The organism is Arachnia propionica (genome assembly GCF_037055325.1).
Classification (GTDB): Bacteria; Actinomycetota; Actinomycetes; order Propionibacteriales; family Propionibacteriaceae; genus Arachnia.
The window spans coordinates 2,153,343-2,180,276 of sequence record NZ_CP146373.1 but is presented as its reverse complement, the minus strand read 5'-3'; the positions used below and the strand labels follow the sequence as shown (position 1 = coordinate 2,180,276).

Here is a 26,934-nt window from a genome sequence, read left to right as displayed (position 1 = left end):
GTATCAGATACGTAACAATATGTCTCACAACTGACCCTCGGGGTGCGTGAAGACTTCGACTACCACTAGGGTCCGATGCCAACCGGTCCCATTGTGGGACCGCATGTCGGCTCACGACAAGGAGAAAACATGAAGTTCAGGGGAACCAATGCTGCCCTGGCTGTGCTGGTGAGCGGAGCACTGCTGCTCAGCGGATGTACCAGTGGTGAGGAAGCCGAGGGCGAAGCCAAGCCGGCAGCCTCCGAGACCGCCATCGGAGGCGACAATCCATGCGCCCGGGACGCGGGCATCAAGGAGACTGCCGATGGTCAGGTGGTCTACAGCCCCGGACCCGGCAAGTGGGATGGCTACAACACTCTGACATCGCGTACGAACTCGGTCTACAACTCAGTGGTCATGGACCAGGTGCTGAGTAATTTCGTGTATTTCGGAACCGATGGCACCATCTGCGAGGATAAGGAATTCGGTTCCTTCGAGGTGCTCAGCCAGGATCCCCTCGAGATGAAGTACACCATCTCGGACAAAGCGAAGTGGTCGGATGGCACCCCGATCACCATTAACGACTTTCTGCTGGGCTGGGCCTCCCAGAATCCCGAGTTCGTGGCGCCGGGTCTGATCAGCGGAACGGTTGAGGGAGCTGAAGCGGTCTTCGACCACGTCTCCACGATGTGGCCAGAACAAGTCCCGGAGGGGCCGCAGGGTGAGATCAACGGCAAGACCTTCACCATGAAATTCAAGGGCGCATACCCGGACTACAAAATCATGGTGGATCCCCCGCTCCCGGCCCACGTGGTCGCCACGAAGTCCGGTCTGACCCCTGATCAGCTGGCCCAGGCGATCCAGAACCGCGATGGGGAAACCGTCAGGAAGGTCGCGGAATTCTGGAACAAGAAATGGATCTTCAACCCAGGTGAGTTGCCGGAACCCGACGTGATCCCGTCCTCGAACCGCTACCAGATCAAAGCGTGGAAGGACAACAACGTCACCCTGGAGGCGAACCCGAACTACTGGGGAACCCCAGCAGGGACGAAGAACCTCGTGTTCTCCTACGTGGACGACAACCAGATGGCGCAGTCGCTGCAGAACGGTGACCTGGACGTGATCCGCCCGCATGCCACGGTCGACACTGTCAATACCCTGAACAGCATCGGGTCCTCCGTTAACGTGGCCACCTACCCGGAACGAACCTACGAGCACTTGGACTTCAACTTCCTTGATAAGAGCGTGTTCTCCGACTCCCAGGGCGGGCAGAAGCTGCGCGAGGCCTTCGCCTACTGCATTCCTCGCCAGACCATCGTCGACAACATCATCAAACCGATTGATCCCAATGCGACGGTGATGAACGTCCGGGAGGCGTTCCCAGGCGATGCCGATTACGAGACGCTCACGTCCGCTTCCTACGACGGTCGCTACGACACGGTCGATATCGAGAAGGCCAAGCAGCTGGTGGCAGAAAGCGGCGTTCAGACTCCCGTCAAAGTTCGGCTCGGATACAAGGCCGGCAACCAGCGGCGCACGGAAACCGTCCAGGCCATCCAGTCCTCCTGCAAGGACGCCGGCTTCAATGTGGAGGATACAGCGAAGGAGGATTTCTTCGCGAAAGACCTCAAAAATGGCGACTACGAGGTGGCCTTGTACGCATGGTCGAGCGCCGGTCAGATCGCAACCGGACAGAACATCATGAGTAGCGGGAGGCAGCAGAACTACGGCAAGTACTCCAACCCGGTGGTGGACGAGGCGTGGGACAAGGTGACCAACACCCTTGACCGGGGGGAGCAGGTCGAGCAGCTCAAGGTCATCGAGAAACAGGCCTGGGATACGCTGTTCAACATCCCGCTTTACGCCCACCCAGCCGTGGTCGCGTGGAAGAGCAAGGTCAAGAACGTCCGCCCCACGGCCACCCAGGTCACGGTGTCCTGGAACGCCTACCAATGGCGGGTGAAGTGACATCTGACCTGATCTGAACTGAACTCTTTCGTGGGGGTGGGCCGTGTCGGAGGCTCGCCCCCACGAACTGTTCCCAAGGGACTGCTCGTCTCAAAGATGAAAGGTGGCCGGCACATTGTTGCCCGGAAGTGCTCTATCATCGGGCGCTATGGGTCAGCCAGGCGTTGGCCTGACAGCCTCCTGGAATAGGAACTCTCGTGATCAAGTACATTGCCAAACGCTTGGGGATCTCTGTGGTGGTCCTCCTGCTGGGCTCTCTGCTGATGTTTGTCCTGGCCATCAACGCAGGTGATCCGCTGGCGGATCTACGCGAATCGAACTCGCCCAACAGGGATAACCTGATGAAGCAGCGGATCGCTTTCATGGGGCTCGACAAGCCTTGGTATGAGCGGTACTTGGAGTGGCTCGGAGGCGCGGCGAAGTGTCTGTACGGCCAGTGTGACCTGGGTACTGCCAGCAGCGGTCAGCCTGTTACCGTCCTGCTCTCCTCGGCGGCCTCGGTCTCGGTCAGGCTGGTGATTTTCGCGGTCTGCCTGGCCATTGTCACGGGTGTCATTCTGGGCATCCTGACCGCCATCAGGCAGTACAGCGGATTCGACTATGCCATCACTTTGATGGCTTTCGTGTTCTTCTCGCTCCCGGTGTTCTGGTTTGCGGTGCTGCTGAAGCAGTACGCGGCCATCGAGTTCAACAACTGGATAGAGAAGGCGCGTTTCACGCCCTTGACGATAGCGGTGACATCTGTGGTACTCGCCTTCATCGTTGCAGCGATCGTCGGCGGTTCGTGGAAGCGGCGCCTGATCACCTTCGGGTCCCTGGCCGTGAGTTTTGCCGGGATCATGGTCTACTTCGACGCCGTGCGCTGGCTCCGTAAACCCGTCTTCGGGATCCCCATGTACATCCTGGTGGTGATTGGCATCGGTGCCCTGATGGTCGTGCTCACCAGTGGTTTTGAGAACAAGAAGGTGCGCAACGCAGTGGGGGCAACGGTCTTTGGGGGGATCATCGGCTATGTCACTCTGCGTGGGGAGTTGATGACGAATCCCTCCGTGCCGCTGCTGCTCGGTCTGCTGGCAGCCGCCATCGTGGTCGGCATCGCTGCGGGGCAGCTGCTGGGCGGGTTCTCCAAGCGTCAGGCGACCTTCGCCTCGGTGATCACCTCGCTGCTGGCCTCTCTGACTGCGATGGTCGATCTGCTGTTGAGCAACTGGGCCGCCTATCTGAAGGACGTCGATCACCCCATCCCCACCATCGGAGCGTCCACACCGAACCTGGACACCAACTGGTGGGGATACACCATCGATGGCCTCACCCACATACTGCTCCCGACGATGGCGCTGACCCTGATCTCGATTGCCTCCTACACCCGGTATACACGAGCTTCCATGCTGGAGGTCCTGAACCAGGACTACATTCGCACAGCCCGTTCCAAGGGTGTTTCCGAGCGCAAGGTCATCACCCGTCACGCGTTGCGCAACGCCCTGATCCCGCTCGCCACGATCGTGGCATTCGACTTCGCCGGTCTCGTCGGTGGCGCGGTTATCACCGAGACCGTCTTTGGCTGGCAGGGCATGGGCATGCTCTTCAAGGAGGGACTGCTGGCCGCCGACCCCAACCGGATCATGGGCTTCTTTCTAGTGACAGGTACCGCCGCCGTCGTCATGAACATGGTGGCCGACATCGCCTACGCCTTCCTCGACCCGAGGATCTCCCGATGAGCCCCACAGAACCCGAGGAAAAGATGTCCGAGCAGAACAAACCGGAACAGCCGGAACAGAAAGACGCAAAGCAGGCCACCTCGGAGCAGGGGCAAGGCGTCCCTGAAACCAGCGAGCCCGATCAGGTGAATCCGGATCCGGGAGAATACGAACTGGAAGAGACGATCGACGAGGCGGGACACAACTCCTACTCCCAGGGTGCCCTGGTGCGTCGCCGTTTCCTCCACCACAAGGGAGCGATGGCGGCGAGTATCATCCTTCTCCTGGTCATTGTGCTCGCGTTCTCCTCCAGCCTCTGGTGGCCGAAAAACCACGTCGACCTGTACCCGCTGGCCAAAGCGAACGGTGCCCCTACCTTCCAGCTGTGGCCCTTCTCCCTCGGGGAGAACCCCTTCGGGCAGAACACCATTGGCAAGGACTACTTCGCCCTGGTGATGCAGGGCACCCAGAAGTCTGTGATCATCGCCTTCGTCGTCGGTTTCATCGCGACCGCGATCGGAACCGTCGTCGGCTCCGCTGCCGGCTACTTCCGTGGGCGTGTCGAATCAGTCCTCATGCGGGCCACCGACCTCGTGATCATCATCCCACTGCTTGTATTGGCCGCTGTGTTGGGGCGCATGGTCGACGGTGCGAACATCTACATCCTGGCCGGAGTGCTGGGGCTCGTGGTGTGGACCGGGATGGCACGCCTGGTGCGTGGCGAGGTGCTCTCGTTGCGGGAACGTGAGTTCGTGCATGCGGCCAAGGCCATCGGTACATCGGATTGGCGCATCATCTTCCGGCACATCCTGCCGAACTGCATCGGCACCATCGTGGTGAACTCGACCCTGCTGATTGCTTCGGCCATTCTGTTGGAGACGGCGCTGTCCTACCTGGGATTCGGAGTCAGGTCTCCCGAGACCTCGCTGGGTCTGTTGATTTCCGAGAACCAGGCTGCCATGGGCACTCGACCGTGGCTGTTCTGGTGGCCGGGCCTGTTCATCCTGGTCATTGCGCTGTGCGTCAACTTCATTGGCGATGGCCTGCGCGATGCCTTCGACCCGCGGCAGCAGATGGACTGAGGGGAAAGAAATGAGCACTGAAGTCAACGAGACCACTCCGTCCTCCGAAGAACTCGAGCCGGTGCTCCAGTTCAGGGAACTGGATGTCAGCTTCCGTACCGAGTTCGGGCGGGTTCAAGCCGTCAAGGGCGTCAGCCTCGCGGTCAAGCCCGGCGAAGTGGTGGCCTTGGTCGGCGAATCGGGTTCGGGCAAGTCGGTGACAGCCACCACGGCCCTCGGTCTGCTTCCCAGGACCGCACGCATTACCGGTGACACGATGGTTGCGGACAAGACAGTGGGGAGCCTCAGCTCGCGTGAAATGCGCGGTCTGCGTGGCAATCGTGTTGCCATGGTTTTCCAGGAGCCGATGACCGCCCTGAACCCGGTCATCAAGATCGGCGAGCAACTCACCGAGTCGATGGAGGTGCACAACGTTGCACACGGTGAGGTCGCCTGGCAGAAGGCGATCGACCTGCTCAAAGCCGTCGGTATCCCGAATGCGGAGCGGCGCGTCAAGCAGTACCCCCACGAGCTGTCGGGTGGTATGCGGCAACGTGTGGTGATCGCCATGGCCCTTGCCTGCGACCCCGAGGTGATCATTGCCGACGAGCCCACCACGGCCCTCGACGTGACCGTGCAGGCCGACATCCTCGACCTGCTGAGGTCGCTGAAGGAGAAACTGAACACCGGAATCCTGCTCATCACCCACAACATGGGCGTCGTGGCGGACATGGCCGATCGGGTCGCAGTGATGTTCAAGGGCAACATCGTCGAACGCGGTACGGCGGAGGAGGTCCTCCTCAACCCGCAGCACCCCTACACCAAAAAACTCCTGGACGCGGTTCCGCACCTGGGGGCAGGGCATGGCCAGTTCGGTTCCGTACCGTCCGATGTCGCCGAGAACGCCACATCGGCCCTCGAGGTCAACGAACTGGTCGTGGAGTACAAACGCACCGGAAAAAGACCGTTCCGTGCGGTCGACGGCGTCACCTTTGACGTGAAACGCGGTGAGATCGTCGGCCTGGTGGGGGAGTCGGGTTCCGGTAAATCCACCATTGGCAGGGCGCTGTTGGGACTGATCCCAGCCGCCGGGGGCGACGTGAAGGTCCTCGGCCAGGAACTGGTCCGGGGAGCCGGCTCGAAGAAGGGCCCACAGGGCCGAAACCTGAAGGAGCTGCGGCGCCGCATCGGGGTGATCTTCCAGGACCCTGCCGCATCCCTTAACCCGCGCCTTCCCATTGGCGACGTGATCTCCGAACCACTGGAGGTGCACAAGGTCGGGGACAAGGCATCGCGGCAGAAACGGGTCTACGAGCTGCTGGAGGCCGTCGAGCTTCCGAGGAGCGCCTTCAACCGTTATCCGCACGAACTCTCCGGTGGACAGCGGCAGCGTGTCTCGATCGCACGCGCGCTCTCGCTGAGCCCGGACCTGCTGATTGCCGACGAGCCCACATCGGCCCTCGACGTGTCGGTGCAGGCCCAGGTGCTGGGAATGCTGACCGACCTGCAACGCGATTTCGGCTTCGCCTGCCTGTTCATCAGCCATGACCTGGCCGTCATCGACTCCCTCGCCCATCGTGTCGTCGTGATGCAGCACGGCAAGATCGTCGAGAAGGGGGATCGTGCGCAGGTGCTACTCGATCCGCAGGAGGAATACACCAAACGGCTCCTGGCGGCTGCCCCCGTCCCGAATCCCATCGAGCAGCGCGAACGGCGTGAGGAGCGCCACCGCCTGCTGGCGGCGTTGGGTGACGAAGTCGTGGAACTCGACACCCGCGAACTGGATCAGTAGAGGTCCTCGGCGCGAGCTGGTCGACTCGAGGGAGTTTTCAATCCCCTGATCCCATCAGCTTGTCGATGGCTCTGCGGTCCTTTTTCGTCGGGCGCCCTGCGCCGCGATCGCGTTTGCCAACCGGCACGTTGAGGAACGCGGGACGTTCGGGGGAATGGTCCACGTACGCCTTCCGGGCGATGGGTGCTCCGACCCGCTTGCTCAGCAGTTCCACCACCTCGAATTCCCGCGTCCAGCCGGGCTCCTTGACGGTGACGCGATCCCCGGGCCTGATCGTGTGTGCCGGTTTGACAGGGTCGCCGTTGAGCCGGATGTGCCCTCCGGTGACGGCTTTCGTCGCCAGTGAACGGGTCTTGAAAAGTTTGACGCTCCACAGCCACACGTCGATTCGGGTCATGCAGGAATTCTAGAAGAATCGCGGATGAGTGCCTGCCGCCAGGTCTTCCACGACCCGAGTGGTTTCGGCTCGGTCGGCTCAACCGGAACCCCTAGGCTGCGTGTGTGGACATTCTGAGCGATGACGGTGCCATGGCTCTGGAAATGGCGGCAGCAGAGGCCGATCCGGATTCACTCGGTGCAGCCGAGCGGCTGCGGCGGCGTTTCCCGTCGGAACTGGCTGCTGCTGCTCTGACCCAGGTGGCCCTGAGGCGGCGGGCCCGGGGGAAACTGCCGATGGCGGAGCGGATGTTCTTCACCCCCGACGGGCTGGAACAGGCGACTCGCTGGGTGGTGGCCCGGTGGCGTGCCGCCCGGTTCGTCGATACCGGTGTCAGTGAGGTATGGGACCTGGGATGTGGGATCGGGGTCGACGCGATGGCCCTCTCGGAGGCGGGCCTCGGCGTTCATGCCGTCGAATCGGACCCTGTGACCGCCGCCTTTGCCCAGGCCAACCTGGCTTTGGTCGGGGGCGGAGAGGTGACCGTGGGGCGCGCCGAGGACGTCCAGGTTCCTGAGTGGGGCGGGATCTTCCTCGACCCGGCCCGCCGTACCGCGCGGGGCCGGACCTGGGACGCCGCTGACCTCACCCCACCCTGGTCGCTGGTAGAGGACCACCTGCGGGGGAGACGAGTGGCTTTCGTCAAACTCGGCCCTGGGCTGCCGAAACAACTCATCCCCGAAGGCGTCGGGGCAGCCTGGGTGTCCGTGAAGGGTGACGTGGTCGAGCTGATGCTGAGCAATGCCTCGGATCCCGGCCCCCGGGCGGTCGTGTTCCCCCGGGGGGAACCCGAACCTCACGTTCTGACCGGGGGTGCTGCCCCGCTGCCCGTCGCCCCACCCGGGAGGTTCATCCACGAACCTGACAACGCGGTCGTCCGCGCCGGTCTCGTGGCCGACTCCGTGCCCGATGGGTGGCTGCTGGCCCCCGGGGTGGCCTACGTCTCCTCCGGCTCCCCGGTCGACAGCCCCTTCGTCACCTCCTACCAGGTGATCGACGTGCTTGACCACGACGCCGCCACCCTCAGGCGGTGGGTCAAGCAGCATCGGATCGGACGGCTGGAGATCAAACGACGCGCCATCGACGTCGATCCCGCCGTTCTGCGGAAACAGCTGAAACCGAGGGGCGACGGAGCCGCGACCCTGCTGCTGGCCCGGACCGTCGCCGGGGCCAGGGCCTTCGTGGTCGAACGGGTGGGCTGACCTGCTGTTCGAGATGAAGCAGCCGCTGGGACTTCTCGCTTTCGGGCGCCTGGAGGCGCGCATCTCCGAGCTCGTAGACGCTGAGGTGGATCTGGTGCCTGAGAGCATGCTGCGCCATGACCTCAGGCAGCGGGTGCTGGACGAGGCGGTCCCGCTGTGAGTCGTTCGGATCCGACACGTTCTTGGCACTCGGCTTGATTGAGTGCTAACGGGGGTATAGCCTTTTTCTGGCACTCGGTAGGCCCGGGTGCCAAACCGGGTGGCACCCGCGACGACGCCCGGACCGGACACCGAACTGAATCCGGCTCTCGCCGGACAACTACAGAAAGGGGTTTGTCGTGGCAACCACGATCAAGCCGCTCGAGGACCGCGTCCTCGTCCAGCCGCTCGAGGCCGAGCAGACCACCGCTTCCGGGCTGGTCATCCCTGACACCGCCAAGGAGAAGCCGCAGGAGGGCCGCGTCGTTGCCACCGGCCCCGGCCGCATCGATGACAAGGGCAACCGCGTCCCGCTTGACGTCGCCGAGGGCGATGTCGTCATCTTCAGCAAGTACGGGGGTACCGAGGTCAAGTACGACGGCTCCGAGTACCTGCTGCTCAACGCCCGCGACATCCTCGCCGTCGTTTCCCGCTGAATCGAGGCGTGACCCATGGCAAAGACTCTGCAGTTCGACGAGGAGGCGCGGCGTTCGCTTGAGCGTGGCGTCGACACTCTCGCCAACACCGTCAAGGTGACCCTCGGCCCCAAGGGCCGCTACGTCGTGCTCGACAAGAAGTGGGGCGCCCCCACCATCACCAACGACGGCGTGACCGTCGCCAAGGAAGTCGAGCTCGAGGATCCCTACGAGGATCTCGGCGCCCAGCTCGCCAAGGAGGTCGCTACCAAGACCAATGACGTCGCCGGCGACGGCACCACCACCGCCACCGTGCTTGCCCAGGCACTGGTTCACGAGGGCCTGCGCGCCGTGGCCTCCGGAGCCAACCCTGTCGGGTTGAAGCGCGGCATCGACAAGGCCGTTGAGGCCGTCGTCGAGCGGCTTCACGAGAACTCCCGTGCCGTCGACACCACCGCCGACATGGCCAACGTCGCCACCATCTCCTCGCGTGACGAGCAGATCGGTGAGCTGATCGCCGAGGCCTTCGACAAGGTCGGCAAGGACGGTGTCATCACCGTCGACGAATCCCAGACCTTCGGCACCGAGCTGGAGTTCACCGAGGGCATGCAGTTCGACAAGGGCTACCTGTCGCCGTACTTCGTCACGGACGCCGACCGCATGGAAGCCGTCCTGGAGGACCCCTACATCCTCATCAACTCCGGCAAGATCTCCTCCATGAACGACCTGCTCCCGCTGCTGGAGAAGGTCATCGCCGCCAAGGGCACCCTGTTCGTGGTGGCCGAGGACGTCGACGGTGAGGCCCTGTCCACGCTGGTGGTCAACAAGATCCGCGGCACCTTCACCTCCGTGGCCGTCAAGGCCCCCGCCTTCGGTGACCGCCGCAAGGCCATGCTCGAGGACATCGCCATCCTCACCGGCGGCCAGGTCGTCGCTCCCGAGGTGGGTCTCAAGCTGGACCAGGTCGGCCTCGAGGTGCTCGGTCGCGCCCGCCGCATCGTCGTCACCAAGGACAACACCACCATCGTCGACGGCGCTGGTGAGCAGTCCGAGGTCGCGGGCCGCGTCGCCCAGCTGCGCGCCGAGATCGAGCGCACCGACTCCGACTGGGATCGTGAGAAGCTCCAGGAGCGCGTCGCGAAGCTGGCCGGTGGCGTGTGCGTCATCAAGGTCGGTGCCGCCACCGAGGTGGAGCTGAAGGAGAAGAAGCACCGCATCGAGGACGCCGTCTCGGCCACCCGCGCGGCCATCGAGGAGGGCATCGTCGCCGGTGGCGGCTCGGCCCTCATCCATGCCGCCAAGGTGCTCGACGGTGACCTCGGCCTGGCCGGCGACGAGCGCGTCGGTGTGGCCATCGTCCGCAAGTCGGTGGTGGAGCCGCTGCGCTGGATCGCCGAGAACGGCGGCGAGGCGGGCTACGTCATCACCTCCAAGGTCGCTGACCTGGAGCCGGGACACGGCTACAACGCCCGCACCGGCGTTTACGAGAACCTCATCGAGGCCGGCGTCATCGACCCGGTGAAGGTCACCCGTTCCGCGCTGGCCAACGCCGCATCCATCGCCTCCCTGCTGCTCACCACTGAAACCCTCGTGGTGGAGAAGAAGGAAGACGAAGAGGACAAGTGAGCTGACTCACACGAGGAGCCCCGGGACCACACGGTTCCGGGGCTCCTCGTCATGCGCAGAAATTTGAGGTGGCAACCCTGGAACGGGTGGAGTGATGACATCCGGGAAATCCCGTCGGCCATCCGGATGACTTTGTGGCCTCGGGAAGTGCTCGTAGGTTTGCAGTGACTCATCGATGCGCACCCCCATCGCAGGTCGGCAACATTTTTCTTTCTTCAACTGAGCGGAGCATAAAATGTCCATCAGTCGTCGTGCCGTCCTCGCCACGGCCGCCGCAGCCCTTCCCGCAGTGACACTCCTGGGGAGTGTCCACGACGCCGTCGCCGCCCCGGGAACGACCTACTACATTGCCGAGGAGGGTAATGACCAGGCCGCCGGGACCTCCGAGAGCACACCCTGGCAGTCCGTCAACAAGGTCGTCGCGGCCATCAACTCCGGACAGATCGTCCGGGGGGACACCATCGTGTTCAAGCGTGGTCAGACCTTCTACGGGCAGTTCACCGACCTGTCAGGTCTTCAGGGTGAAGGCCGGATCACCTTCGGTGCCTACGGGAGTGGAGAGAAACCCAGGATCATGGGATACAAGGTCCTCAACAAGCCCGAGGCCTGGAGGAACATCGGCGGTAACCAGTGGCAGATCGAACTGGTCGAGGGAAACTACAGCGGAAACACCCTGACGGATGATGCGAACGTCGGATTCCTTCTTCTCGACAGCGCATTCCACGGGAGGAGGAAGTTCCCCGACGAAGCGAAACTGGAAGGCGACCTGGAGTTCTATTCAGTTGCGCGGGGGGAGGCGGGCAAGACGCTCACCGTTTACAGCAAGGAGAACCCCTCCAGCCGTGGCGACCTGCGCGTCGCAGTGGACGGCAAGATTTTCCAGGCCGTCTCGAACATGACCATCCAGGACCTCGACCTCATCGGTTGCGGCGGGCACGGTATTCAGGTCCGCGACGTCAGCGGCGTGGAGGTACTCCGTAACCGCATCCGCCACATTGGGGGCAGCCACCTCGTCGATAACGACAAGAGTTCGATCAAACACTGGCGCTACGGCAATGGCGTCGAGGTGTATCTCGGTGGCAGCGACGTGCTGGTAGAGGACAACATCATCCACGACGTCTACGACGTGGCGACCACCATCCAGGGAAATCAGATCCTGAAAACCGGCAGGGAAGCCCCGGTCCTTCGCCTCGGCAGCAGCAATGTGCACTTCAGGAAGAACTACATCACCCGCTGCAGCCAATCCTTCGAGGTCTGGGCGGCGGGTCCTGAGGACAAGAGCCAGGCCGATACCACCAGCGCCAAAGCCGGGATCCGCAATTGCTCCTTCACCGACAACTACTGCGAGAACGCCGGCATCGGCAGCTGGGGTCAGGAGGTGCGCCCCAACCCAAATGAGGGTGGTGTGCACCTGCTGTCCTACGGCGAGGGCTTGCCCATCGAGCTGTCCATCACCGGTAACCAGTTCATCAACGCGAAGAACGCCTACATGTACCGTTCCCCGGAGCACAGGTCCCCGATCTCGATCGACCGGAATGTGATTCAGCTCGCCGCGGGCCAGAAGCTCCAGCAGCAGCGTTCCGAGACCATCGAGCAACACGCGGCATGGTCGCAAGCCACCGGGTTCGACGCGAACAGCACCTTCACCGTCGCCGGCTGACCGGTTCCCCGGAATCGACTCCTGGGCGGGACGCGATCGCCAGCGCCAGCTCGCAGAACATCGCGTTCGCCCAGGAGAACCAGGGGCGGGTGAACCGTGACGGATCATCGGCATCGACGCCCTCGTGCATCCACCCGGTACCCCCGGTGCTATTCATCAGCATGCGCAGGCAGACCAGTTGCTCATCCTCGTGGGATGCGGTCAAGCCCGCGACCGCGATCGCGATCGGCCAGACGTGGCCGGGTGGGGTGTGTGGGGAACCGACGCCGCGCAGCCAGGTACCGTCGACGAAGCAGGGGTTCTCGGGGGACAGAACTCTGCGGCGAGTGGCCAGGTACACGGGATCGTCGACCGCCAACACCCCCAGATAAGGCAGCCCAAGCAGAGACGGCAGATTCGCATCGTCCATGAACAACCGGCCACCCATGCCGTCCACCTCGTAGGCCAGGTGGGGTTCCGGGTCCTCGATCACCCCGAAACAGCGGATGCCCTCCTCGATACCTGCCGCTAGGCGCTCCGCCCGGGCACGCCGGTCGCAATCCAGGATGGGCGCCAAACGCCGCAGGGTGCTGGCCAGGAAGGCGTTTCCGGGAATGTTGAAACCGAGCTGACAGGCGTCGTCGCTGGGCCGGAAGGCTTGGAAGACCAGCCCGCACTCCCGGGTCCTGGACCCACGGCCCGCGCGTGTGAGGGTGTCGGATGCGGGAGCCCCGGGACGGGTGAAGCGATACGGGCTCGCTGCCTCGTGGCGTTGTTCGGTCTCGGTGATGGAGAGGATGACGTCGAGGGCGTCGTAGAAATCGGCATTCAGCCACTCACGGCAGCCGAGCCCCTCCAGGCGAAGCGCCAGGTCGAGAGGGAAGGTCAGCGAGTCGAGCTCCCACTTGCGTTCCCACACCCACGGTCCCTGCCTCGGTCGGTCATCATCCCAGCGGTTTCCGTTCGGTCGCCGGTTGAAGGCGTTGGCATAGGGATCGATCAGGATCATCCGCCAGTGACGCCGGAGCAGGCCGGCGGCCACCCCGGCCAGTTCCGGGTGGCGCGGGGCGAGGCGAAGCAACGGAGACAGCTGCAGACAGGAATCCCGCAACCACATGGCGGGGATGTCGCCGGTGATCACCCAGGTTTCTTCGCCATCCTCGCCCAGATCGATCGTGGTGGTGGCGATGTTGGTCAGGAGCCGGGCAGTCATCTCGCCTGCGCGGTCGTCGCCTGTCACATCCGATACCTGCTCTCGGACATCGGCGAGCAGCCGCCCGGGCAACACCAGCGGACATGGTGTCGGCTCCCCGATGGGTGCGCCCCAGGTCACCACTCGAAGGTCAAGTTCCTCGTAGGACCCGCCGAGGGGATGTCGACGGCGAGCCCCACCTCGTGTTCCGGCTGCCATGAACCGCCGGCTACGCCCAGCAATTCCAGCAGCAGCGGCGTCACCTCGTGGCTGTACAGGGCCTTGGGTAGCCTGTCCTCCAGGAGCCGGTCCGGTAGTTTCACCGGATCGCCGAAAGAGTGCAGGATCAGGAACGAGCGCCGCACGTCGACCTCGTCTTCGCCGTGCCCACCCTCCGGTTTGTGTCCGTGGTCGGTGGTCACCGCCACCAACCACTGTTCCCCGAGCGCCTCGTGGCGTTCCGCTACGGCCTTGACTAGTGCGCGGACGTGCTCGTCCACCTCTCCGATGGCGGTGCGATACCCGGGGGAAGCTGCGCCGTGTCGGTGTCCGGCCTCGTCGACCCCCTCGAAGTAGACGAAAGCCGCATCCGGGCCCTCGTGGTTGAGCACCTGACAGGCGTGGCTTCGCACCTCGATGTCGGCGCTGACACAGCCGCGGGTGAAGTCGTGGGGGACGAACAACGTGTGCTGTCCAGTGCGCTGCTGATCGATGCGACGCTGGATCACCGGGCCGAAGCTTCCCAGCAGTGCTTCCCACGTGGCTGCGGCGTAGGTGCGGGCCTTCGGGTTGGCGAAGAAAATCCGGGACAGCACGTCGGGGCATTCCGCCAGCTTGTGCCCAACGAACTCGTTCCACCACACGTTGTTCTGCTCGTGGGTGGTGCCTGTCAGCAGGTTGGACCAGCCCGGCCCGGAGTCGGTGGGCGGGGTCATCCACACCGGCGCGATCAGCCCTCCTGCGATGAGCCGGGCAAGTGTCGGCGCGGCGGGGGAGGTTTCGTGTGGCATCTCGGGGCGATCCGCGGGCGCGGGTTCCGCGGCGAAACGTGGGTCGGCGGGGTGGTGGGGTTCGGCGAATGCCGGATTCTCGGGGATTGCCGAGGGTACGGCAACGTCGATCCGCACCCCATCCAGGCCGATCAGCAGCAGTTTCATGATTCTCCTCCCACCGGTGTGATGCGCAAGGTCAGAATTGTGAACGCGGTCAGGGTGATCGGAACCTCCCGGGTGGCGGTCACGTCGACGCGGGGCGGCCACATGTCAGCGGTGAGGTCCTCCTCCAGCGGATCGACCTCCCGCACCCGGGTCGCGTCGAAGGCCAGGTGCAGCATCCCAGCGGTGGGTTTCCCGGATCCCTCGTGGATGCGCATGATCACGTCACCGGATCCGTCCTCGGCGGGCAGCACCGCCGCGACGTGCGCACCCGGCACATCGAGGGTAGCCAGCTTGGCTTCGGCGGCCTCCACCAACCGGGGCGGCAGGTTCAACTCCTCCCCGGCGTGGGTGGCGGTCTCCGGATCGGCGTCGAGTAGCAGTGAGAACCGGACCGTGCGGTGCGAACGGTCCGCCCGCGGGTCTGGGAAGACGGGGGCGCGCATCAGCGACAGTGATACCCGGGTGCCAATTCCCCCGTTTCCCGAGGTGCCGGTACGCAGCGGGGTGACGGAATGGCCGTGGTTGGAGTCATTGACCACGGCGATCCCGTAGCCGGGTTCGTCCACCAGCAACCAGCGTCCGGCTGGCACCTCGAATCGGGAATAGTCCCAGCTGGTGTTCTCGTGCACGGGACGCCTGATGTGTCCGAACTGCACCTCGGCGGCGTGCTCACGGGCCCGCACTGCCAGTGGGAAACTCATCTTCAGGAGGGTTTCGCGTTCCTGCCAGTCGGCCTCCAAGGAGAAGTCCAGGTGTGGGGCGTCGGCGTCGAGGGAGATCGTCTGGACGAGTCGGGAAGCGCCCAGGACTCGCGTGACCTGCACCTCTGCGCGCAGTCCCCGGGCGGTCACGATTTCCACCGACTCTGCCTCGGGTACAGGAAGTTCGTTGCCGGGATTGAGGTGGTGTCGCTCGATATCCCACGCATCGAAGGCGTTCGGCACGTCCTCGAAGGCGCGCAATCTCGCGCCACCAGCCCCGTTCAGCAGCACCTCCCGACTACGGAGCAGGTCGGTCACCGAAGCGATGCTCCCGTCGGGCTCGATGACCGCCCGCGCCCGGGAGTTCTCCATCACCACCGAAGTGCCTTTGCGGTGGGCCGTGGCCGGGGCCGACGGTTCGCGCAACGCCTCTGTCAGGGGTGTGACGGCCAGCGGCGGTGCTGCGACCATGCGGAGAGTCCCGTCGCCGGTTGTCAGCACCCGCCTCACTTCGTGGTCGAGCGCGTTGAGTACCGCGGGCTCACCCCCGCCCAGGACCGCTATGGCGGCGTCGGACAGGCCACGTAGCTCGACCAGAATCTGCGCGTACTCCTCGCGCGCCACCCGGTGCACCCAGGCGATGGAGCTGCCGGGCAGGATGTCGTGGAACTGGTTCAGCAGCACCATCCGCCACAACCGCTCCAGGTCTGCGGCGGGAAAACGATCCCGCGGAACCCCCGAGAGCAGCGCCAGCGTCCACAGGAACTCGGCCTCGCGCAGGGCGTGCTCGCTGCGGCGGTTGCCCTGTTTCATCTCCAGTTGGGAGGTGAAGATACCGCGATGGAACTCCAGATAGAGCTCCCCGACATGCACCGGGGCATCCTCCCCGTACTCGGCGCGCGCCGCCTCGAAGAACGAGTCGGGGTCGCCCATGCGCATCCGGGGAGCCCCCTCCAGGTCAGCCAGGCGCCGGGCCCGTTCCACCATCTCGGCGGTCGGGCCGCCACCGCCGTCGCCGTAACCGAACGGGATCACCTGATGTGTGGCGACCCCCTTCTCCGCGTAGTTGTCGACGGCTCGCAGATACTCCTCGGCGGATAGCTCCGAGTCATAGCAGTTGACAGGCGGGAAGTGCGTGAGGATACGGGTGCCGTCGATGCCTTCCCACCACATGGTGGAGTGGGGCAGCTGGTTGTGCTGGTTCCACGACAGTTTCTGGGTGAGAAAACCCGTCATTCCACACTGGGCGGCGATCTGTGGCAGGTTCGCCGGGTAACCGAAGGAGTCCGGCAACCAGAGGGTGCGGCTGCGCACCCCCAGTTCTCGTTGGAAGTAGCGGGTGCCGAAGGTGAACTGACGGATCAGGGCTTCCCCGCCGGGCATGTTCACGTCCGATTCCACCCACATGCCACCTGACGGGAACCACTGCCCGGCCTCGACCGCGGCCCTCACACGGTCGAACACCTCCGGATGATGTTCCTGGAGCCAGGCATATTGCTGGGCGCTGGTCGCGGTGAAACGGAAATCGGGATACTCGTTGGCCAGCGCGACCACGTTAGAAAACGTCCGGGCCACTTTCCGGACGGTCTCGCGCACGGGCCACAGCCACGCTGAGTCGATGTGGGCGTGCCCGATGGCCGTCACGTTCAACGCGGAGGCGACGGCGGGTGCGGCCAGCGCCGGGGCCAGTGCTGCCCGTGCCCGTGCCGCCGAGCCGGGCACGTCGTGCAAGTCCAGTGCGTCGAGCGCACGTTCCAGGCCCTTGATGATCACTGCCCGGCGGGTGCCCCTCTCCGGGAGGTGACGCGCCAGGTCCCAGGCGACGTCGAGGTCGTGGAACAGTCCCCACAGCTGTTCGTCGCGGATCTGCAACTCGGCCGAACGCAGCTCGTAGAGCGCATCCCGAGGGGCGGTCAGGTGGTCGCCGAGCTCGGTCGGTGTGCAGCCGTTCGCGAACAGGTCGGGATTGGCGGCGGCCTCCACCAGGAACTTCAGCGCCGCTCCGGCCTCTGCCCGTTCAGCGATCACCGTCGAACGGTTCCGGGAGTTGACGGCTTTCAATACCCGCAATCTGGCGTCGAACAGCAACCCCTCGCACTGGTTGCCGGGCCAGGCATCAGCGAACCCGAGATCCACCGACAGGCGCAGCTTCTGGCCCGCCGCCTCCGCCGGCACCTCGCCGGTCAGCTGGAACCACCAGGTGCTCCACGCAGCTCCCCAGCGATGCGGCAACGAGACGGGACAGTAGCTCTGCCCCAGCGCCTCCGCGGGTGGAACCGGTTCACCCGGGACCTGCCAGGCAGCGACCTCCAGGCGCCCCACGGTTCGGTCGATGAGGGGACGCACGCGGTCGTCCTTGACGCGTTCGACGCGTTCCAGGATTACGGAGTCAAAGTGATGCATGTCGACCTCAGGACAGGTACCCGAGCTCTGGGAATTCTGCCCGGGCGCGTTCCAGAAGTTCCCGGGCCACACCCACACCATCGATCAACGGGTGGTGGGCGAAGGCCGCGACCGCCAGGTCCAGGCTGCCTTCCAGCGCCGCCCGGATGATGGTACGTTCCGAGTACTTGACCGACTGCACCAACCCGACGGCGTGCTCAGGCAGTGGTGAGATGGGTAGCGGCACCGGTCCGGTCGCGCCGATCCGGCAGGGTGCCTCGATGACGGCGTCTCGGGGTAGCTCCGGCAACCGGTCGCCGTTGCGGAGATTGACGATCAGATCGGTGGTTTCGTCGAAGGCGATCGCCTTCATTACCGCCAGCGCCACCCGGTCGTAGCCACCGGATGCGAGATCCTGCGCGTCACGTTCCACGCCGCCCGCGGCCAACCGGTTGGAGGCCATGTAGGTTTCCTCGCGACGCAGCCGGGTGGCTTCCCACAGTGCATACGCCTCCGGGCCGGGAAGAGCAGCGGCGCGGGCGTAGAAGTCGCGTTGCTGGGCGGCCAGGAATACCCCCCGAGTGGCCTCCACGGCGTCGTCGGCCTTCCGGGTTTCGCGGGCGAAGTAGTAGTAGTGCAGGTACTCGTTCGGCACCGATCCGAGCTGTTGCAGCCACTGAGCGCCGAACAGGCGGCCCTCCTCGAAGGATTCGATCAGGTCGGGGCGCTCCAGCAGCAGCGGAAGCATGTCGTCGCCGTCCACCAGCAGCCGCTGCAACCAGCCCAGGTGATTGAGACCGACGTAGTCGAGCCGGACCCGGTCGTCGCCCGCGATCACCCGGGAGGTGGTTCCCGCGGCCACCAGCCCCGCCCCCTCGAGGGTGTCGAGCACGCGCCGGGCCAGGCCGACGGGGGAGTCGCAGATCCCGATCACCCGGTCGCCCAGGATCCGGGAGCTCACCTCGGTGATGATCCCGGCTGGGTTGGTGAAGTTGATCAGATGAGCCTCGGGGGCCAGGCGGGCGATTGTTTTGGCGATCCGGATGGCGGTGGGGATGCCACGCAACGCGTAGTTCAGGCCACCGAAGCCGGTGGTCTCCTGCCCGAGGACCTCGCAGCAGTGGGCGATGGTCTCCTCGGTGGCGCGGCCCTCGGTGCCGCCGACCCGAATGGCACTGAAGACGAAGTCGGTTCCGGCCACGGCCTCGTCCAGGTTCTGCGACACCTCCACCTTCGGGGCCGTCGGATGTCCCTGGGCCATCGCCTGCAGGATGGAGCGGATCACGGCCAGGCGTCCTGCATCGGTGTCCCAGAGCCTCAGCTCGGTGACCCGGCGGTCGCTCTGGTCGGCAAGCAGGGTGCGAAACATCAACGGCACGCGGAAACCACCGCCACCTAGAAGGGTCAGTTTCACGGGTGCAGCACCTCCGTGGGCAGAGTAGTGAAAGCAGTGGGCAGGGGATGGTCGGTGATCAACAGATCCACGTCTCCGACGTCAATGGCGTTGTAGGCGCCGATTCCTGGGAACTTGTCGTGGCCGGCGACGAGGAGCACGCGGGAGGCGTGCCGGCGGGCGGCAAGTTTGATCTCGCGACCCCTCGGGTCGGTGTCGCGTACGACGGCGCGTTCGCCGACGCCGGAGCAGCCGAGCACCGCGACGTCGATCTGAAGGTTGGCGATCTCTGCTGTCGTGGTGGCTCCCTGGACGGACATGTACTCGCGATTGACGTGCCCGCCCAGCATGATCAGTTCAGTTCTGGGATTGGTGACCAGCAGGTCGGCGATACGCAATGAATTCGTCACCACGGTCAGGTCGTGCTCCAACAGTTTCTCTGCTACGCGGTAGGTGGTGGTTCCGGCCTCCAGGAAAACGGTGTTGCCCGGCGTGATCCGCTGGGCGACCAGTCCGGCTATCGCGCGTTTGCCCTCGTCACCGCGGGCGAGCACCTCGTCGAAAGGATCGTCCACTTTCTCCGCGAGTGGGTTCTCGGAAGCCAGTCGGGCTCCTCCGAAGACCCGCACGATCAAGCCCAGAGCGCTCAGTTCGTCGAGGTCCCGGCGCACGGTGGTGGTCGAGGCCTTGAGAGCCTCAGACAAAGTGGCGGTGCTGGCCACCTGGTGTTCGCGCAGCTGCTCCAGGAGAGCGCGCTGACGAGCCTCTTTGATCACGACACCAACCTACAAGCCACCTCAGCAGGCTGCAACAAATTCGATCACCAATGATCTTTGGCGATCATTGACACACATTCATGTGCGCCATAGCCTTGCCTGCGTCCGAGCCTCAAAGACGCGGGCGAGGACAGGTTCACCTCATCCCTAGGAGACTGACATGCTCACCGAACCAATCACACGACGCGGTGTGATCGCCTTGGGCGGTATCGCACCGCTGGCTGCTTTCCTGAGCGGCTGTTCCACTGCTCCGGCTGGTTCGGAGGGCACATCCAGCGGGGACGGTTCACAGATTGTGTTGTGGACCTGGCCCGAGGGTTTCTCCGCCGCGGTGCTCGATTCCGTGACCAAGGCCTTCCCTGGCGTGTCTCTGCGACAGGATGTCATCGGTGGCGACTTCAAACAGAAACTCACCACGACCTTCCAGGCCGGTTCCGGTTTGCCGGCGATCACGGGCGTCAAGGGGGAGGACATCGCTTTTTTCGCTTCCCAGCCCGACTTCTTCATCGACCTCAACACGCTGGGCGCCGAATCCCGCAAGGGGGAGTTCCTGGACTGGAAATGGGCTCAGGCCACAGCGGCCGATGGCAGGCAGCTGGGTATCCCGATCGACATCGGGCCCACCGCTTTGTTCTATCGCTTCGATGTCTTCGAGAAGCTGGGTTTGCCCCATGAACCCGAGACGCTGGCGGCAGCCATCCGTACCTGGGACGAATACTTCAACCTGGGTGTCGAGATGGTAGGGAAGGAAGCGGGCACCTTCTTGGTACGAAACCTCTCCACCGTCTTCGAGACGGCGGTAAAGCAGACGGGTAAGAACTTCGTGGACTCGTCCGGGAAGTTCATCGGCGTCGAGGAACACATCCATTCCGCCTGGAACACCGCTGTCAAGGCCCACACGCTGGGTATCAGCGCCGGGGCCAAATCCGATAGCCCCGACACTCAGGCCGCGGTCGCAGCCGGGAAACTGCCTGCCGACATCGGGGCCTCCTGGCATCTGTCCGACCTGAAGGTGGATGCACCCGATACCGCCGGCACGTGGCACGTGTGCGCGCATCCCGGTGATGCCACCAACAACGGCGGCTCTTTCCTGACCATCCCGAAGGGCACCGCTGATGCAGCGAAGGCTTTCGAGGTGATCATGCACATTCTGAACGCCGACAATCAGATCGTCGAGTACGAGGACAAGGGAAACTTCCCGGCGAATTCTACGGCCTTCACGTCCGAGGCGCTTCACGCACCGACGGAGTTCCTGGGCGGTCAGGTGGGTGCCGAGGTGTTTGCGAAGGCCGCCGAGACGGTGCGTCCCTTGTACGAACACAAGTTCAACAACACTGTCAGCGGACCTTTCAGCGCGGAACTGGAATTGGTGGAGGCCAGCAACAAGGATCCCGAGCAGGCCTGGAACGATGCCGTTGAGCAGGCCAAACGGCTCGCCGAGCAGAATGGTTTGACCCTCTGATGTCCCGCCGGCCCCGTACGAAGGCACCCGACCTCGGAACGCTCAAGGTGCGGGGCCGGCGCGCGTTGCCGCTCTACGCGGCGGTCTCCCCGTACTACCTGCTATTCGCGCTTTTCTCGGCTGCTCCCATCCTGTTCACCGCATTCATCTCGGTGACGAACTGGAGTGGCCTTGGCGATTTTCAGATCATCGGTCTGAAGAACTTCGAATACCTCCTGACGGACAAACTGTTTTGGAAGTCCTTCGGCAACACCTTGATCCTGTGGGTGATGTCCACCGTGCCGTGCCTCACCCTTGCCACTCTCGTCGCTTTGGCCCTCAACAGCACCACACGTTTCTCCAACACCTACCGGGTGGCGTATCTGCTGCCGAACGTGACCTCGATGGTGGCGATGGGCATCCTGTTCAGCTCGATTTTCTCCAGCAACTTTGGCCTGGCGAACGCGCTGCTCAACGTGATTGGAGCGGGCAAGATTCCGTGGCTCCAGACCGAATGGGGTATCAAGATCGCGATCTCGACGCTGTCGGCGTGGAGTTTCGTCGGCTACAACGCCCTGATCATTCTGGCAGGTCTGCAGGCGATCCCGAAAGACATCTACGAGGCCGCGTCCCTGGAGGGAGCAGGCCCGGTGCGGCAGTTTTTCCACATCACCCTGCCGCTGCTGCGACCGATCGTGATGTTCGTGACGATCATGTCCACAATCGGATCGCTCCAGTCGTTCACCGAATCCCAGGTGCTCACCAGCTCCAAGGCGGGAAGCGCCGCCGCCAGTGGGGGAGTAGGGAATTCCGGTCTCACCATGGTCATGTATTTCTATTCGGTGGCTTTCCAAGAGAACCGCTACGGCTACGGTGCCGCCATCGCCTGGGGCATTGTCGTGATCGTGATGGTGTTCGCGATCATCAACTTCTTCGCGACGAGGGAGCGCCGGGCATGAGCGAGCAGAGAGCCCGTCCCATCAGGCCGTGGGGTCTGATGCGGCACCTCTTCCTGATAGCGGGAGCGCTGATCGCGTTCTTTCCGTTTTACTGGATGTTTGTGCTGTCCACCCACAGGTCCAGCGCCATTCACGAGTTTCCGCCGCCGCTGATTCCCGGTGATCGGTTCTGGGAGAATTTCCAAAAGGTGACCGGCACTGTGAATGTGTGGGCCGCGATGATGAATACCCTCATCGTTGCATCGGTGGTCACCTTCGTTGTGCTCTTCCTCGACTCGGTGGCCGCCTTCGCCTTCTCCAAGTTCTCGTTTCGTGGGCGGGGAATCCTGTTCGGAATCATCATGTTCACGTTCCTGCTGCCCGGACAGCTGTCGACCATCCCGTTGTTCCTGGTGATGAGCCAGGTTGGCTGGGTGGGAAAGTTGCAGGCGGTGATGTTCCCGGCTTTCGCGAACGCCTTTGGGATCTTCTGGCTGCGGCAGTACTTCACCAGCGCGGTGCACGTCGAACTGATCGAGGCCGCCACCATGGACGGGTGCGGATTTTTCCGCCAATATTTCCATGTCGCGTTGCCCGCGGCCCGTCCCGCCCTGGCTTTCCTCGGGATCTTCACGTTCATCGGTTCCTGGAACGACTTCCTGTGGCCGCTGATCGTGTTGAACAATCCCAACCAGCTCACCCTCCAGGTGGTGCTTTCGCAGCTCCAGACCGCCCACGGCACCGATTATGGAATGGTGATGATGGGTTCGTTCATTGCGGTTGCGCCGCTGCTGCTCATTTTCGTCGTGGGTAGTCGCCAGTTCCTGAGCGGCCTGACCGAAGGTGCAGTCAAGATGTGAGTGGACTGGCCCGGCGGTGCGAGGAGCGGAGGATTTCCCCGATAGGGTGTCGCCATGACCATGCCGCAGCCAGGAATTTTCGCCCAGGGAAACACGGAGAACGCATACCTGGAGTTCGATCTCGACCGTTCTGAGACGCTGGAAGAGGCGCTTCGGGCGTTGTTCAGAATTCCGGCTGCCTACACGGAAGGCAGCACCAACATGGTCGTGGGGGTCCGGCCCAGCCTGTGGCGCGCTGCCCGGCCCGCGGATACCCCCGAAGATGCTGCCGACTGGGATGAGCCGATCCGTGGAACCGATGGTTTCACGATGCCAGCCACCCCGCACGATCTGTGGGTGTGGCTCTCCGCTGGGGAACGCTCCATCCTGTTCGATCGGACAACGGAGCTGCGCGACGCCCTCACCGGCATCGCCACCGTCGCCACGGAACTGGACGGCTGGCACTACAAGCAGTCGCGTGACCTGACGGGATTCATCGATGGCAGCGAGAATCCACCGCTGATCGAGGCCCCCACAGCGGCCTGTGTCGCTCCGGGCAGGCCCGGAGCAGGGGCGAGCATTCTGCTCTTTCAGCAGTGGCGGCACGAGAGGTCCTGGCAAAACCTCAGCGAACACGACCAAGAACTTGTCATCGGTCGCACGAAATCCGATTCCGTCGAGCTTGCTGACGACATCAAACCGGCCTCTTCGCATGTCGCCCGGACCGTGGTCGATGTTGACGGCAATGAACTCGACATCTTCCGGCACAACGTCTCGTACGGCTGCACCGGGGAGCATGGAACGCTGTTCGTCGGTTTCAGCCAGGACCAGTGGCGGCAGGTCGAGATGCTGCGCCGCATGGCCGGTGTCGATGGGACCCGTGACGCGCTGACCCGTTTCACTACCCCACTCAGCGGAGCCATCTACGTCATCCCATCGGTACAGGCCCTGGTCGACTACCTTCCGCAGGAGGACGACTGAACTCGCGCTCAAACGATGCGGTGCATCCAACCGTAGGGGTCGGGGCGCCGCCCGTACTGGATCTCTGTGAGCTGCCGGCGCAGGTCGAGTGTCGTCCTGCCCGGCTGTCCCTCCGCCACGACGTGGGTGCCGTCCGGATCGGTGAAGCTGGCCACCGGGGTGATGATGGCCGCGGTGCCGCAGGCGAAGACCTCACGGATGCTTCCGTCGTCGATGCCGCAGAAGAGCTCCTGCTGTGAGAGGCGACGTTCCTCGACGGCCAGTCCCGCATCGGCAGCCAGGTGCAGGACCGCGGAGCGGGTCACGCCCTCCAGGATCGAGTCCGTGAGCGCTGGGGTGATCACGTGGCCGTTTGCGGTGACCGCGAACAGGTTCATGCCACCCAGCTCCTCGATGTAGCGGTGCTCCACCGCGTCAAGGAAAGCGACCTGGCTGCACCCGGCTGCTTCGGCCTCCTGCTGGGCCACCATCGATGCGGCGTAGTTTCCACCGCACTTCGCGAAGCCCGTTCCACCGGGAGCGGCTCGGCTGAAGTCGCGGGAGACCCAGATCCTGACCGGTTGCACCCCGGATCCGCCGAAGTAGGCCCCGGACGGGCTCGCGATGACAGCGTAGGTGACCGAGGTCGACGGCTTGACCGCTAGGAAGGCCGAGCGGGCGAACATGAAAGGCCTCAGGTACAGGCTCTGCTCCGCTCCGCGCGGCACCCAGTCCCGGTCCACATCCACGAGACGGTCGATGCCTGTCAGGAAATCGTCGACGCTGAGTTCGGGCAGCGCCAGGCGACGTGCCGAACACTGGAACCGGGTGGCGTTGACGTCGGCGCGGAACCGCCAGATCGAACCGTCCTCGTGGGCATAGGCCTTCAACCCCTCGAACGCTTCTTGGGCGTAGTGGAACACCGCCGAGGCCGGGTCGAGGACGAAGGGGGCGTAGCCGACGATCCGGTGGTCGTGCCAGCCACGTTCCGGGGTCCAATCGATCAGGACCATGTGGTCGCTGAAGTTCGATCCGAACCCGGGGTCGGCGAGGATTGTCTCGCGTTCGGCCTGCGGTCTGCGGGTCGCGGTGTCCAGACGGAAATCAGTCATTGTTGCCTCCTTCAGGGTTCAGGCGTAGCGCCCCATGCCGCCGGCGACGTCGATGCTTGCGCCCGTGATGTAACTCGCCCGGTCGCCTGCCAGGAAGGCCACGATTCCCGAGACCTCGTCCGGTGTGCCGAAACGGGCAAGGGGGATCTCATCGGCGGCCAGGTCCGCGAAGAACTCCTCCGCTGATTTCTCTGGTGCCCGTTTTGCATGGATGTTCGCCCACTGTGGGGTCTCGACGCAGCCGATGTTCACGGAATTGACCAGAATTCCGTCGCCTGCCAGCTCCTGGGCCAGGGCCTTGGTCAGGTTGAGCCCGGCCGCGCGGTTCACCGTTGTGGAGAAGAACCGGAAATCGGGCATCCGGGCATAGACCGACCCGATGTTGATCACCCTGGGGGCAGGGCTTTGTCGCAGCCACGGTAGGGCGGCCTTCACGGCCCGGAACCAGGTGTGCACCTTGATGTTGAAATCGGCCAGCAGTGACTCGTCCGAGAGAGCTTCGAAGGAGCCCGGATGTGCTCCGCCGGCGTTGTTGATCAGGACGTCGATGCCTCCCATCGACTCTGCCGCCCAGACCACGAAGTCATTCAGCTGCCCGGCATCACGCACGTCGAGGACACGGCCATCCGCGCCTTCACCGAGCCCCTCAACGGCAGCCTCCACCTCGCCGGCGTTGCGGGCACAGATCCGCACCGTGGCCCCTTCGGAGACGAGTTCTCGTGCGATGGCGAACCCGAGGCCCTTGGAACCCCCGGTGACGATCGTTCGCCTGTCGTTCAGACCCAGATCCATGGATGCCCTCCTTCCTGCTGCATCTAGGCGAAAACCTCGTCGATGGGCACCTGGAGCCCGATCGCAAGGCGGTTGGTCTTGTTGGCGGCCGCGACGATGGACTGCAACTCGGCGATCTGCGCGTCGCTGGCGCCCTTGGCGCGGGCCGCGGCAGTGTGGGAACGCACGCAGTAGGTGCAGTTGTTGACGGTGGAGACCGCCACGTAGATCAGTTCCTTGATCACCGGATCCAGTTCCGTGCCGGGGCCCATGATTTCCTTGAGCTCCTGCCAGGTGCGTTCCAAATTTGCGGGATCGTTGGCCAGCGCTCGCCAGAAATTATTGATGAAATCGGTTTGGCGGGTGGCGCGGATGTCGTCGAAGACAGCCTTGACGCGGGGGTTGGCGGACTCATCGTCGACGAGAGGGAGAGTGGACGTGTATTCCATTGCGGCTCTTTCACCTGCTCACTGTTTGGGGACAAAGGCGAACACGCGGGTGGGGAAACCGGTTCCACCCGCGATCCGTGGCACCCCGACCACGATGACGCCGCCCGTGGCCGGGAGCTGTTCGAGGTTTATCAGGTTCTCCAGGTGCCACAACCCTGCGGGGTGGGAGACGGTTCTGTGCACCGGAAAATCGGGTTTGTCGCCAGGGTCGATGCCGAGGGTGTCGACACCCAGGCCGACGACTCCGCGATCCACGAGCATGCGGGCGGCCTCGACGCCGAAACCGGGGAACTTGAGGTCGGTGGTGCTCTCGGAGCCGATGTAGCTGAGCGCGCTGGACTTCCTCCGGGCCCACCCGGAGAGCATCAGTACCGCACTGCCGGCGGGAATGGCGCCGTGCTCCTTCTCGAAAGCAACCACGTCATCGGGTTCGACGACCGTGTTCGGGTTCGTTTCCGCCTTCTCGGAGATGTCGATGACCACGGCCGGTACCACGAGGTCATCGATCGAGATGCTCGCGGTGTCAGCGCCTCCTGGGACGAAGTGTTCGGGCGCGTCGAAGTGCGTTCCCGCGTGCTCGAAGGTGGTCAGGACGCGGGCGTGATAGCCGTGCGCGTCGTGGGTGACCGCATCGACGATCTCCAGGGGTGGGACCCCGGGCCACAGGATGGTCTCGGGCCCGAGGGCGTCGGTCAGGTCGATGAGCCGGAAACCCTCGCTCATCGCTGCGAATGCGGCGTCACGGGCGGCTATCACGGTGCTGGTTCTCTGGGCCATCCGGCCTCCTCATGTGCAGGACGTGGTTGGTT

Annotated in this window: 23 protein-coding genes; 13 read left to right on the top strand and 10 right to left on the bottom strand. The window is 64.1% G+C overall.

What is annotated here, in order from left to right; genetic code table 11:
- Positions 1-129 precede the first annotated feature (129 nt).
- From V7R84_RS10055 to V7R84_RS10040, 4 genes are all read left to right on the top strand, one after another.
- Positions 130-1,947: an ABC transporter family substrate-binding protein gene (locus V7R84_RS10055; protein ID WP_338568518.1), complete on the top strand. Its 1,818-nt coding sequence runs from the start codon at positions 130-132 to the stop codon at positions 1,945-1,947.
- Positions 1,948-2,144: 197 nt separating this feature from the next.
- Positions 2,145-3,665, top strand: coding sequence for an ABC transporter permease (locus V7R84_RS10050; protein WP_338568516.1), 1,521 nt, complete (start codon positions 2,145-2,147; stop codon positions 3,663-3,665).
- Positions 3,662-4,726 carry an ABC transporter permease gene (locus tag V7R84_RS10045; RefSeq protein WP_338568515.1) on the top strand — a complete coding sequence of 355 codons (1,065 nt, stop codon included), beginning with the start codon at positions 3,662-3,664 and terminating at the stop codon, positions 4,724-4,726. The genes V7R84_RS10050 and V7R84_RS10045 overlap by 4 nt, the downstream gene beginning before the upstream one ends.
- A gap of 10 nt (positions 4,727-4,736) precedes the next feature.
- The gene (locus V7R84_RS10040) at positions 4,737-6,497 is read left to right on the top strand and encodes an ABC transporter ATP-binding protein (protein ID WP_338568513.1); all 1,761 of its coding nucleotides are present in this window, start codon (positions 4,737-4,739) and stop codon (positions 6,495-6,497) included.
- Positions 6,498-6,534: 37 nt separating this feature from the next.
- Here V7R84_RS10040 and V7R84_RS10035 read toward each other — a convergent pair whose 3' ends face one another.
- The gene (locus tag V7R84_RS10035; protein ID WP_338568512.1) at positions 6,535-6,894 is read right to left on the bottom strand and encodes an RNA-binding S4 domain-containing protein; all 360 of its coding nucleotides are present in this window, start codon (positions 6,892-6,894) and stop codon (positions 6,535-6,537) included.
- A 104-nt stretch (positions 6,895-6,998) separates the two neighbouring features.
- Between V7R84_RS10035 and V7R84_RS10030 the strand changes: the two genes are divergently transcribed.
- From V7R84_RS10030 to V7R84_RS10010, 5 genes are all read left to right on the top strand, one after another.
- Positions 6,999-8,135 carry a THUMP-like domain-containing protein gene (locus tag V7R84_RS10030; protein ID WP_338568509.1) on the top strand — a complete coding sequence of 379 codons (1,137 nt, stop codon included), beginning with the start codon at positions 6,999-7,001 and terminating at the stop codon, positions 8,133-8,135.
- 13 nt (positions 8,136-8,148) lie between these two features.
- Positions 8,149-8,295: a hypothetical protein gene (locus V7R84_RS10025; RefSeq protein WP_338568507.1), complete on the top strand. Its 147-nt coding sequence runs from the start codon at positions 8,149-8,151 to the stop codon at positions 8,293-8,295.
- Positions 8,296-8,473: 178 nt separating this feature from the next.
- Positions 8,474-8,770 carry a co-chaperone GroES gene (groES, locus tag V7R84_RS10020; protein ID WP_014847141.1) on the top strand — a complete coding sequence of 99 codons (297 nt, stop codon included), beginning with the start codon at positions 8,474-8,476 and terminating at the stop codon, positions 8,768-8,770.
- Positions 8,771-8,785: 15 nt separating this feature from the next.
- A complete protein-coding gene (gene groL, locus V7R84_RS10015; RefSeq protein ID WP_338568501.1) occupies positions 8,786-10,375 on the top strand; it encodes a chaperonin GroEL in 1,590 nt (529 codons plus the stop codon).
- A gap of 235 nt (positions 10,376-10,610) precedes the next feature.
- Entirely contained in the window at positions 10,611-12,035 is a 1,425-nt protein-coding gene (locus tag V7R84_RS10010; RefSeq protein WP_338568499.1) for a right-handed parallel beta-helix repeat-containing protein, read from the top strand.
- Here the strand turns inward: V7R84_RS10010 and V7R84_RS10005 are convergent.
- From V7R84_RS10005 to V7R84_RS09985, 5 genes are read right to left on the bottom strand one after another with little or no spacing between them, the layout of a single operon-like run.
- Positions 12,019-13,425 carry a glycoside hydrolase family 125 protein gene (locus V7R84_RS10005; protein ID WP_338568496.1) on the bottom strand — a complete coding sequence of 469 codons (1,407 nt, stop codon included), beginning with the start codon at positions 13,423-13,425 and terminating at the stop codon, positions 12,019-12,021. The genes V7R84_RS10010 and V7R84_RS10005 overlap by 17 nt on opposite strands.
- A complete protein-coding gene (locus tag V7R84_RS10000) occupies positions 13,344-14,363 on the bottom strand; it encodes an alkaline phosphatase family protein (protein WP_338568493.1) in 1,020 nt (339 codons plus the stop codon). Before V7R84_RS10000 ends, V7R84_RS10005 begins: the two co-directional genes overlap by 82 nt.
- A complete protein-coding gene (locus V7R84_RS09995; protein WP_338568490.1) occupies positions 14,360-17,467 on the bottom strand; it encodes an alpha-mannosidase in 3,108 nt (1,035 codons plus the stop codon). The genes V7R84_RS10000 and V7R84_RS09995 overlap by 4 nt, the downstream gene beginning before the upstream one ends.
- Positions 17,468-17,474: 7 nt before the next feature.
- On the bottom strand, positions 17,475-18,860 hold the full coding sequence (locus tag V7R84_RS09990; RefSeq protein ID WP_338568488.1) for a 6-phospho-beta-glucosidase: 1,386 nt from the start codon (positions 18,858-18,860) through the stop codon (positions 17,475-17,477).
- The gene (locus V7R84_RS09985; RefSeq protein ID WP_338568485.1) at positions 18,857-19,615 is read right to left on the bottom strand and encodes a DeoR/GlpR family DNA-binding transcription regulator; all 759 of its coding nucleotides are present in this window, start codon (positions 19,613-19,615) and stop codon (positions 18,857-18,859) included. The genes V7R84_RS09990 and V7R84_RS09985 overlap by 4 nt, the downstream gene beginning before the upstream one ends.
- Before the next feature lie 160 nt (positions 19,616-19,775).
- Here V7R84_RS09985 and V7R84_RS09980 point away from each other — a divergent pair, with 160 nt between their 5' ends.
- Genes V7R84_RS09980 through V7R84_RS09965 form a run of 4 tightly spaced genes read left to right on the top strand, consistent with a single transcriptional unit; the run spans position 19,776 to position 23,814 of the window.
- Complete coding sequence (locus tag V7R84_RS09980) at positions 19,776-21,077, top strand: ABC transporter substrate-binding protein (protein WP_338568483.1); 1,302 nt, start codon at positions 19,776-19,778, stop codon at positions 21,075-21,077.
- Positions 21,077-22,015 (top strand): sugar ABC transporter permease, encoded by a 939-nt coding sequence (locus V7R84_RS09975; RefSeq protein ID WP_338568481.1) that lies wholly within the window; start codon positions 21,077-21,079, stop codon positions 22,013-22,015. Before V7R84_RS09980 ends, V7R84_RS09975 begins: the two co-directional genes overlap by 1 nt.
- Positions 22,012-22,854, top strand: coding sequence for a carbohydrate ABC transporter permease (locus V7R84_RS09970; protein WP_338568478.1), 843 nt, complete (start codon positions 22,012-22,014; stop codon positions 22,852-22,854). The genes V7R84_RS09975 and V7R84_RS09970 overlap by 4 nt, the downstream gene beginning before the upstream one ends.
- A gap of 54 nt (positions 22,855-22,908) precedes the next feature.
- On the top strand, positions 22,909-23,814 hold the full coding sequence (locus V7R84_RS09965; protein WP_338568476.1) for a Dyp-type peroxidase: 906 nt from the start codon (positions 22,909-22,911) through the stop codon (positions 23,812-23,814).
- Positions 23,815-23,822: 8 nt separating this feature from the next.
- Here V7R84_RS09965 and V7R84_RS09960 read toward each other — a convergent pair whose 3' ends face one another.
- The 4 genes from V7R84_RS09960 to V7R84_RS09945 are packed head-to-tail and all read right to left on the bottom strand — an operon-like array spanning position 23,823 to position 26,902.
- On the bottom strand, positions 23,823-24,905 hold the full coding sequence (locus V7R84_RS09960; protein WP_338568473.1) for a branched-chain amino acid aminotransferase: 1,083 nt from the start codon (positions 24,903-24,905) through the stop codon (positions 23,823-23,825).
- 18 nt (positions 24,906-24,923) lie between these two features.
- Positions 24,924-25,697: an SDR family oxidoreductase gene (locus tag V7R84_RS09955; protein ID WP_338568471.1), complete on the bottom strand. Its 774-nt coding sequence runs from the start codon at positions 25,695-25,697 to the stop codon at positions 24,924-24,926.
- A gap of 23 nt (positions 25,698-25,720) precedes the next feature.
- Positions 25,721-26,125, bottom strand: coding sequence for a carboxymuconolactone decarboxylase family protein (locus V7R84_RS09950; RefSeq protein WP_338568469.1), 405 nt, complete (start codon positions 26,123-26,125; stop codon positions 25,721-25,723).
- Positions 26,126-26,143: 18 nt separating this feature from the next.
- Positions 26,144-26,902, bottom strand: coding sequence for a cyclase family protein (locus V7R84_RS09945; RefSeq protein WP_338568467.1), 759 nt, complete (start codon positions 26,900-26,902; stop codon positions 26,144-26,146).
- Between the last annotated feature and the right edge of the window lie 32 nt (positions 26,903-26,934).